This window comes from Variovorax sp. P4_D9 (genome assembly GCF_056401695.1).
The window spans coordinates 1-9290 of sequence record NZ_JBFUIU010000348.1 but is presented as its reverse complement, the minus strand read 5'-3'; the positions used below and the strand labels follow the sequence as shown (position 1 = coordinate 9290).

General features: G+C 61.1%; 8 protein-coding genes and 2 pseudogenes. 5 read left to right on the top strand and 5 right to left on the bottom strand.

The features are described 5' to 3' along the window. Positions 1-181 precede the first annotated feature (181 nt). Positions 182-496 carry a BON domain-containing protein gene (locus AC1DY5_RS30315; RefSeq protein WP_478117483.1) on the bottom strand — a complete coding sequence of 105 codons (315 nt, stop codon included), beginning with the start codon at positions 494-496 and terminating at the stop codon, positions 182-184. Between the two features lie 281 nt (positions 497-777). Between AC1DY5_RS30315 and AC1DY5_RS30310 the strand changes: the two are divergent. From AC1DY5_RS30310 to AC1DY5_RS30300, 3 genes and pseudogenes are all read left to right on the top strand, one after another. Continuing rightward, a pseudogene (locus AC1DY5_RS30310) lies at positions 778-1448 on the top strand (Crp/Fnr family transcriptional regulator). Positions 1449-1717: 269 nt separating this feature from the next. Further along, positions 1718-1876 carry a DUF3309 family protein gene (locus AC1DY5_RS30305; RefSeq protein WP_478117481.1) on the top strand — a complete coding sequence of 53 codons (159 nt, stop codon included), beginning with the start codon at positions 1718-1720 and terminating at the stop codon, positions 1874-1876. 114 nt (positions 1877-1990) lie between these two features. Then, a complete protein-coding gene (locus AC1DY5_RS30300) occupies positions 1991-2197 on the top strand; it encodes a histidine kinase (protein WP_478117479.1) in 207 nt (68 codons plus the stop codon). A 422-nt stretch (positions 2198-2619) separates the two neighbouring features. Here AC1DY5_RS30300 and AC1DY5_RS30295 read toward each other — a convergent pair whose 3' ends face one another. After that, positions 2620-3885 (bottom strand): phospholipase D-like domain-containing protein, encoded by a 1266-nt coding sequence (locus tag AC1DY5_RS30295; protein WP_478117477.1) that lies wholly within the window; start codon positions 3883-3885, stop codon positions 2620-2622. Positions 3886-4349: 464 nt separating this feature from the next. Between AC1DY5_RS30295 and AC1DY5_RS30290 the strand changes: the two genes are divergently transcribed. Next, positions 4350-4613 (top strand): hypothetical protein, encoded by a 264-nt coding sequence (locus tag AC1DY5_RS30290; protein ID WP_478117475.1) that lies wholly within the window; start codon positions 4350-4352, stop codon positions 4611-4613. 1467 nt (positions 4614-6080) lie between these two features. Here the strand turns inward: AC1DY5_RS30290 and AC1DY5_RS30285 are convergent. From AC1DY5_RS30285 to AC1DY5_RS30275, 3 genes and pseudogenes are all read right to left on the bottom strand, one after another. Beyond that, positions 6081-6578, bottom strand: a complete 498-nt coding sequence (locus tag AC1DY5_RS30285) for a hemerythrin domain-containing protein (RefSeq protein ID WP_478117473.1) — start codon at positions 6576-6578, stop codon at positions 6081-6083. Positions 6579-6953: 375 nt separating this feature from the next. Beyond that, positions 6954-7919, bottom strand: a complete 966-nt coding sequence (locus AC1DY5_RS30280) for an extracellular catalytic domain type 1 short-chain-length polyhydroxyalkanoate depolymerase (protein WP_478117471.1) — start codon at positions 7917-7919, stop codon at positions 6954-6956. 119 nt (positions 7920-8038) lie between these two features. Further along, positions 8039-8380 (bottom strand): annotated as a pseudogene (locus tag AC1DY5_RS30275) (DesA/ISL3 alpha bundle tail domain-containing protein); the annotation flags it as partial. A gap of 314 nt (positions 8381-8694) precedes the next feature. Here AC1DY5_RS30275 and AC1DY5_RS30270 point away from each other — a divergent pair. After that, a partial coding sequence (locus tag AC1DY5_RS30270) for a ferritin-like domain-containing protein (protein ID WP_478117469.1) occupies positions 8695-9290 on the top strand: 596 nt, incomplete at its 3' end.

Sequence of the window (9290 nt, the reverse complement as noted above, 5' to 3'; positions counted from 1 at the left end):
GCCATTGACCGGTCGTCCATGGCGAAATCCCCTTGGCGCCTAGATGACCGGAATCGGTCTCATAGCGTGAATTCACCGAGGGCGCCCGCATTTCGTGTCGAACTCCGGTGGGCTCGGCTTGTGGTTGAGCCGCCAATGACCAGATGATCGCTGGGCGATCGCCCAATCCGGGTTCGAAGGCTCAAGGTCGAACGGCAATCTCGTTCTTGACCGCCTTCACGCCTTTCACATTGCGCGCAATGCTTTCCGCCGTGGACTTCTCGACGGCGTTCTTGGCGAATCCGGCGAGCATGACCGTCCCGTTGAGCGTTTCGACCGAGATGCTGGACGCATCGACGAGCTTGTTCTCAACAAAGCGGCCCTTGATCGACGCGGTGATACCTGCATCGTCGACGTAAGCCCCGGTGGATTCCTGCCCCCTGGTGACAGCACAACCCGACATAGTAAGCAACGCCACGGCTGTGAGGGTGGCGGAAATGGCGGTGCGAACAGTCATTTTTTATCTCCTGCGAACCTTGATCTGCAAAACACCGCCCCGACCGGGCCTGAGCAGAAAGGCCTCAGGCCAAGCACACAATCAAGACGAAGTGCTTTGATCAAACTAGTATTCGCGATCGGTCCGGCTGCCGTCTGTGCATTACCGAACATAGGTTGGCTTTTAGTTTGATGTGGATCAAACGGTAGACTGGGCGGTCGCCGTACAACGTACAACAGAGCCACGCTAGAGATGGAAATGGCCGTGCTTTCAGACCCCAGTCGAATCGCCTCCTTGCTGCCCTGCCCGAAGCCGAATGGCAGCGCTGGTTGCCGCAGCTGGAAGCGGTCGAGATGCCGCTGGGGCAGGTGCTGTGCGAGTCCGGCAGCACGTTGAGTCACGTCTACTTTCCGATCACCGCCATCGTCTCTCTGCTGTACGTGATGGAAGACGGCGCGTCCGCGGRGATCGCCGTCGTAGGAATGAAGGCATCGTGGGCATCTCACTCTTCATGGGTGGTGAGTCCACGCCCAGTCGAGCGGTCGAACAAAGCGCAGGTCATGGCTTCCGGCTCAGGTCTCAGGTGCTCAAGGATGAGTTCAATCGGGCTGGACCGGTCCTGCACCTGCTGCTGCGATACACCCAGGCGCTGATCACACAGATGGCGCAAACGGCGGTTTGTAACCGGCACCATTCGCTCGATGAGCAACTGTGCCGTTGGCTTCTCTTGAGCCTGGACCGGTTGCAGGGCAACGAACCGGTGATGACCCAGGAGTTGATCGCCAACTTGCTCGGTGTGCATCGCGAGGGTGTGACCGAAGGCGCGCTCAAGCTTCAAAGGGCTGGCTTGATCAGTTGCACGCGCGGTCGCATTTCAGTGCTGAACCGTCCAGGGCTCGAACTGCGTTGCGAGTGCTACGCGGTGGTTAAGAAGGAGTACGACCGGCTCCTTCTGAAGCGCGTCGCGACCTAGTACAACCCGACATTCGCACGCTGAGCCGATTCCCGCCGTGCCACCAAGGGGGCCCTGGCACGCCTGGAGGCCTGAAGCACCAACGAATCAAAGTCATGTTCGGTAACGTACAGACCCAAGTAGCGCACGGGGATACCGTGGCCATCCATGCTTCATCGTTGCAACGATCTGGACTCTCGCCGGAGGTTTCAAATGCCTGTCTCTCAGTCTTCTCATGTCCGAGACGTGCCACGGAGCTTCACTTTCATGCAATTTCAAGGAGAAGCGCCATGGGTCTAGGCACTATTCTTTTGATCGTTCTGATCCTGATGCTGATCGGCGTCATACCCACCTGGCCGCACAGCAGAAGCTGGGGGTATGGACCCGCTGGCGGTTTGGGCCTCGTCTTGCTGATCATCCTCGTGTTGGTGTTACTGGGACGGCTATGACAAGCTAGGTGGCCGACTTTGCGCTGAAACGTTGATGCAATTGGAGCACCCCGGCTCGGCGAAGAGGAGGCTCAATGCCACATGACCTGAATTCGATCCAAACGCGAACCGCGCTTGGAAGACCTCGCGACTTACTTGCAGCGGGCACGGGAGCAAGAACGTGCGCCCCTCGCCCGCGAACTTCATGATGAACTCGGTGCACTGCTGATAGCAGCCAAGCTTGATGTGGCTTGCCTAAAACTGAGCATGGCTCTGTGTCTCCAGAAATCGTGCGTTGCCTTGCGCACGTGGGCGAAATCCTCAGTGGAGGCATCGCGCTGAAAAGCAGGATCGTCGAGTGGCTATGCCCCTCGACGCTCGCCCACATGGGACTGGTTGCCTCACTGGAAAGTCTAGCGCGCGATTTTGGCTTGACTTCCGGAATCGAAATTAGGAGTGACATCGAAGCGGTGAGCCTCGACGAATGGTCCCAACTGGCCGTGTACCGGCTCGTTCAAGAGTGCCTTACCAAGGTCGCCTGCCGCCGATCAGCGTGAGCGCATTGATGCGGCTGTCCGGGCCATCGCGATCGCGAGTCCAACTTCATGCGTCCACATGCGCCGGTTTCTCGACGAGCCCTCGCACTGCGCGGCGATGCCGCCCGTGAAAGCGGCGAACGTCGACGGCGTACGCAAAAAGATCAACGGGTATTGAGATGGACCCGAGTCCGGATTTTCGCTGCAATTGGGATCAAGACATCCGCCCTAAAGAACCTCGTTCAACAAGTAGTAGGCATTGTCCTGAAGCTTGTGCCAAGCTCCCCGCGTGCGCCATGCTCCCAATTCGAGCTCCTGGCATAGCGGCAGGTAGCGTTCGAACACTTGGTCGAGTCGCTCTGCCGTCGCAGAGTCGCGAATACCGATCGTGATCTCGTCATTGGTTTCGAAAGATCGATCATCGAAGTTGCTTGATCCGACTGCGCTCCACACACAGTCCACCGTCATGACTTTCTGGTGCAGCAAGGTATGGGGATACTCGAACAATCGCACGCCGCATCGCAGTAGCTTTTCAAAGTTGCGGTGGCCCGCGTGTTGCACCATTGGATTGTCGGATCCGCCGGTCGATGGCATCATCACTCGAACGTCGACGCCGCGAGCTACGGCACGCCCCAAGGCGTTGATGGCCTCGGGCTCCGGGATGAAATAGGGGTTCTGGATCCAGATGCGCGTTCGCGCCATGCAGATGGCAGTATGGTGAAGGATCTTCACGGCCGGTGCGGAGTTCTCGGGCTTAGCGTAAGCCGCATGCATCAGCACGTCGCCGACCGGCTCGAGGGTAGGGAACACATCCTCCCCTACGAACAATTCACCCGTCTCGCCCGCCCAGTTCTCGCTGAAAACGGCCTGGATGTTGTTGACGATGGGGCCGCGCACACGCACGCTGATGTCGCTGTAGTGCTCGGCGTCCTGTGCATCGCCCAGCCAGTTGTCCACAATGCAGTGCCCGCCCAAGTAGGCTTCTCGTCCATCAATGACCACGAGCTTGCGGTGGTCACGGTCGTTTAGAACGCCGATGTTGCGCCAGTTTTTCTCATGAAAGAAAACCAGCTCGCAACCTGCCTCTTCCATCTGCCGCCGGGCCGCTTGGCCGACTTCCTTGGAGCCAGTCGCATCGAGGAGTACACGCACCTGCTTTCCTGCGCGGGCTCGCTCTGAGAGCGCACTGGCCACACGTTGGCCCAATATGCCCTCCTTCCAGAGGAAGGTCTCGAAATGCACAGAGTGTGCGGCGGATTGGATGCCCTTGAGCAATACGTCAAAGAACTGACCGTTCTCGAAGACCTCCACCGTGTTTCCGGCAACGGCGGTGCTGAGCGTCAGGCCTGCCAAGGAGGGGATGAGTTCGTCGATGGGAGAGGCGCACTCAATGTGCAGCGTCGGATCACGGTGCCGACGGATCGACCAGATAACCAGACCTAGAACGATGATCAAGACAACGAGTGCCGTCGTTGTTGCATAGAAGAAGATCATTCGTGGTCCCGTCAGCTTGCATTGCAACGGTAGATTGTGGTTTCGTCTGCGACGCGTTCGTACGGACCGCACTACCGCACCCAGCGGTGTTTTCAGTGCCGGCACGAGGGTGAGCCGGTGGTACTCACGCGCTTCTATCTCGGACCAACGGGAAAGCTGTCGCTGGGGTGCTGACTGACCTGCTGAGTTCGGTGATCTACGCGCCCCGGGAACCGGGTCTATGACCTCGATGAGTTGGAAGACCCAGCCCCCTGATGTTGATGTATCGCGTAGCTTACAAAGTACGCGGCGGCAAGCTCGAACGCAGGCTGCCCCCAGCGCTTAAATCAAGTGCGAGACTGTCGGGTGACCCCAAAACCTCGCGGCTAGATGAACTGGGATGGGCGAGAACAAGGAGTTCGGCTCGGCGCTGGTGGGCAGATCTGAGGACGGCTAAGCGGTCGCAGTTTAGTATCGGGATCAACTTGCGAATCGACGCGCTCGCGCCGGTCCGAAAGTCAACCGCCCGGCATCAATCCGGGCTGAAAGCCGCCTCAGCGCTTCTGACCAGGTTGCTGCTGTGTGCCTTGGCCGGGCTGTTGGCCGGTCTGTTGCTTACCCGGGTCTTGCTGTTGCTGCCCTGGGCTGCTCGGGCTGGTTTGACCCGGCTGTTGCTTTCCCGGATCTTGCTGCTGCTGGCCGGGGTTGTTGGGCTGATTGCCCGTCTGATTCGGGTTGTTCTGACCTGATTGGTTTGCCATGGGTATGCCTCTTGAGTCATTGGAGCACTGGCGCTCCAGCTTTCAAACTAGGCCCGCCCTCGTCGCGAATCGGTAGTCACGCATCCAGTCGAATCGTAGGACAAATTCGACCCCCTGGATCAGGAACTGCAGGCCAAGAGTCGTCTTGCCGGCGCCAGGAGGAGGCTCTGCCGCTGGAGGACATCGCGCCCAGAGCCCGGACCGTTCGCTGGGGCCACGTAGGACGAGGGCGACCAAATTTCGAGCGCAAATGCTGCACTGCCACATTTTGCGGTGTTCCAAGGTCTGACATCGGCCCTTGGTCGACTACGAAAGGTGCTATGAGTAATCCCTGGTCGAAAAAGAATCCGTTGATGAGTATGTGGCTGAGTGCGGCCAACAAGGCAGTGGGCTCGGCTCGAGGTCATGCAACGAGCGCTGTCCGACGAGAGATCGGTGCAGCTCAATCTGAAGCGACACGGCAGATCGTGGATTTCTGGAGCGGTAAAACTGCCCTGTCAGCGACGAAGAGGAAGAGGCGCCGCTGACGGCGCGGCGCAGAAATCCAACGCCTGGTCGGGAATCTTGGCGGGGCGGCGCTCACGCGCGGCTCGCTGCGCGCAAGTACGCAAGTCGCTGAACAGCCGATCAAGCCGGCCCTCCGTAAAGCGGGTGCGCGCCCACCGGCGCGAGGCAGTGCGTGCTTTACTTGGAGCAGCGCTGCTTGAACCGGTTCGACACCTCCTCGTGGCGCCCTGATGGCGAAGCCGCGCGTTCCTCGTCGCCAGACACTCAGAGCGATTCGGCGCGATTTGGATGAACGCGGGTACCGCCCTGAACTGCTCACTCGACGCTCGCAGCGCTGGACGAAGCACGATCGTCGCGCGACCAAGCCCCTTGCGCAACGCTGCATGCTAAGGCTCCTCGTGACCACCTCTGAGGGTGATCCATTGAGGCCTTGACCGAATTGGCGCTCCCTCACGAGTTGACGGCAACGCAGGCGTCTTCCCTTCACGGAGATCCGCTCAAACGAGCGGGTTTGGCCTATGCTGAGGAACAGCATTGGCGGCAAATGAGCGCTAGCGAGCACGACCATCCCACTAATCCGGGCGAGTTGGCTTAGTCAAATGCGCCTTCGAGGAAGCGGTTCAATGCGCCCTCTGCACTTTTGACACCTGCCGTCCAGTGGCCCAGGGATTCAAGCAACTCGAGCGTCATGATCAAGTGTCGGGGTCGTCCTCGGCGACGAGGATGCGCCACTTGCGGACTTCACTCGAATGTGCGGGCATGGGGCGACGCCCCCCGCTCAGGAAGGGCGTCCGATTCCGTCGGCGACGTTGGACATCACGTGGGTGTGGCCCACGCGACATGTTAGTCGCGCTCGGCAGCAGGCGTGATGCCAGGCCATTCATGAGTTCTCCGCTCGGCAAGAAGAAGCGGTGGCCAGACGGGTCAGCCACCGCAAACCCAAATTGACTATGCGGTTGCGCCGGTCAGCTCGGCCACCAGTTCTTCCTTCCGCACCTCGAGTTGCTCACGCATGGCGACCAAGTCGAGGCCGCGCGCGGTGCGTGCCTTCGGGAAGATCTCGTTGCGTTCTTCCTTGACGTGATGGTCGATGTACTCGCCGAGTACCGTGACCTTCGCGTCGAACTTGTCGTCGACGTCGGCCGCCTCCCGGATCTGGGCAATGAGGTCCTTGGCGGTGGCATGCTCGACCTCGGCCTCCTCCAGAAGGTCGATTTCCTTGAGGGCCTCGCGCAGGGCGGGAYAGAAGATCTCTTCTTCGATGGTCGCGTGCACGGTAAGCTCGGTGCAGATCTCGTTGGCGAGGTCGCGCTTCTTCTGCGAAGCGCTGGTGGCATTCGACCTCGTGAGTTCCTCATAGGACTTGAAAAGCTTCTTGACGTTGCGGTGATCAGATTCAAGAAGGCTGCAGGCATCGGATTCCGGGCGTTTGGTGGCAGTTGGCATGGTGGGCTCCAGTAGGTTGAGTTGAAGGACTGGAGGATGGGATGCTGCGATACGCGCATGCGTAGGAGGGCAGCCCTTGAGCGTCTCAGATGAATGACGCGGCGGTTGCGCGGTCGCCTTCAAACGTGTGCTCGTAGCCCGCGAAGCGGGTATGCGCGGCGCGTCACAATCTGTCTTCCGATGACCAACCGGACGGGATAGGAATCCAATAATGGATGCTGCACAGCTGCCCGAACTCAGTTTGAAGCGACTCGAAACCGATGCGGGACRTTCAACTCCAAATGTTGAGCGCCTGGCACCATCCGTTCGCCGCGGTCAATCAGGAACTGTGGGACCTGTGAGAGCCCATTTCGGCGGAGGCGTGCCGTTGGTCGCCTAGCACGTCCATCCCTCACCCAGGGGCGTGTTCCCAATGCGAGAGGGGCGTCGTTGCGTCGCGAAGAAGCGCAGCATTTCCTCGCTGGCATCCGGACCCAGGGGATCGGCAAAGGACCCGGCAAGGCTTCCGCCCGACCACGCGTGCGCCGTATCGTGCAGAGTCCAGTGCTCGCCTCGCACGCCCGAATTTTCACGAATGTAGTTGCGGCGGGTGAACCGACGGCCATCAGGCCCGCTGTGCTCCCACGATTCGAAGGAGCAGTCGGCTCCCAACGTTGCTTCAATGATCTGAGTCCCATTGACGGGGTTCACAACAGGATCTCTGTCGCCGTGAAAAACGATCGTCGGCATCTCGCGCGGCACGCTGGCTTCGCGGGGGGCGCCCCGCAGCGCGGCCAAGCCAGATGAAAGGTCCGTCCCGGCGCGTGCCGCCAGACCCGAGTGAACGCCGACAGCGGCGTATACGTCCGGGAAAAGATCCCCCAGCAAGGCGGCCATTGCACCGCCGGCGGACAAGCCGGCGACATAGATGCGATCGGTATCAACACATTGCTCACGCGCGACTTGCAAGGTGAGTGCGGCGATACGCGCAGGATCGCCCTGGCCGCGCGTCTGGTGCCCGCGTTCGAACCAGTTCCAGCACTTGTGCGCGTTCGCGCTGGTGCTTTGTGCCGGATACAGGACGACGAATCCATGCCGCTCGGCCGCCGAGTTCATCGCGGTGCCCGCCGCGAAGTCGCCTGGATTCTGACCCGCACCGTGGAGCATCACGACCAGCGGCGCCGCACGGCCCGGCACAGTCGCCGGCACATACAGACTGTGATCCTCATGGATCGCCGTCATCGGCACCGAAGGAACTGTCGCGGGCCCCGGGGAAGCCGACGGGAAGAATGAGGCGCTCGCGTCCTCGGCCATCTGGAACCAGGAGAGAAATGGATTGAATATCGTGAGGCAACTTTGCATGCACGCACTTTGTGCGTCGCGCGAGGCATCGGCCCGTGAGCCGACAGCGCGCGCGGGAGTAGGCATAGATGCCGGTGGTGCCGATCGGCGAAAGGGAGTAGCCGAATAGGCCCGGCTCGTCAGGCGCGTGCCGCACGCAGGCGGGTCGAGAAGTCGCGCAGGCCTGCGATGCCGCTGGTCTCCGCCCGAAGGCACCACGCAGCCAGATCGGCAGCAATCTGCTCGCGCGACTGCGAAGTGTTGAGCCACAACTGGCGCAGTTCTTCGCGTGTCGTCACCATCTTGTTGAGCACCGGGTGGGCGGCACGGGCTTGCAACAAATGCGAGCGGGCTGCGGCAGGCATCTTGTCGTCATCGCGATGCAGCCAGCGCTTCGCAGCCTTGAGAACAGACAGGTCGGCGCCCTTGGCCTTGCGTTGCGCCGGTTCGCGCTTAGCAGTGCGGCGCATTTCGCGGGTAAATCGCTCGCGCGGTGATGCCACCGGCATTGCCCTACACGCGCTGAACGATGTCGATGACTCCGTCCGGTCGGGTGCACGCCTACGCTGACCTCGGTCCTCTTCTTCGAAGAGATTTCAATCGCCCGCTTGTGGGCAACCAAGGAGATAGCATGGCAACAGACGATGGCCAACTCGGCAATGGCGTACCGAATCGAGATCCGATCACGGGTGCGCCCGGGGCCCATCCCGTAGGCACTGGATTGGGCGCAACAGGCGGAGCGCTTGCGGGCGCTGCGGCGGGCTCCCTCGCTGGGCCCGTGGGAACGGTTGTTGGCTTGGTCGCGGGTGCCGTGGCGGGCGGACTGGGCGGCAAGGCAGCGGCCGAAAGCGTCAACCCGACAACCGATGAGACGTACTGGCGCGAGAACTTCAGCAAGGAGAAGTACTACGACGCAGGACGCCCCTATGACGACTATGGTCYGGCCTACGAGGCGGGTTGGTCGGCGCGCAGGGCACGGGACACCGATTTCGATACGGCGGAGCCGCTGCTCGCATCCGAATGGGAAACCCGCCGCGGTGCGTCGAGGCTCGAGTGGCCCGATGCGCGCCCGGCAGCGCAGGCGGCATGGGATCGCGCGGACGAAACCTACTACGCGACGCAGGCGAATGGAAGCGCCATCGTGAGCCACGAAGACCTGTCGAACGACGATGTGGTGGACGTGCTGAATGACTTGCTCGAAAACACGCGGGATGGCGAGTATGGTTTTCGCACCTGTGCGGAGCAGGTGGACACGCCCGATGCCAAGCAGCTCTTCGCGAGCCGTGCGGAGGGATGTCGTCAGGCCGGGGTGGAACTGACCCAGCTGATCAGGGCGTACGGAGGCGAGCCTGCCTCGGGCGGCACCGCCGCTGGCGCGATACATCGTGGATG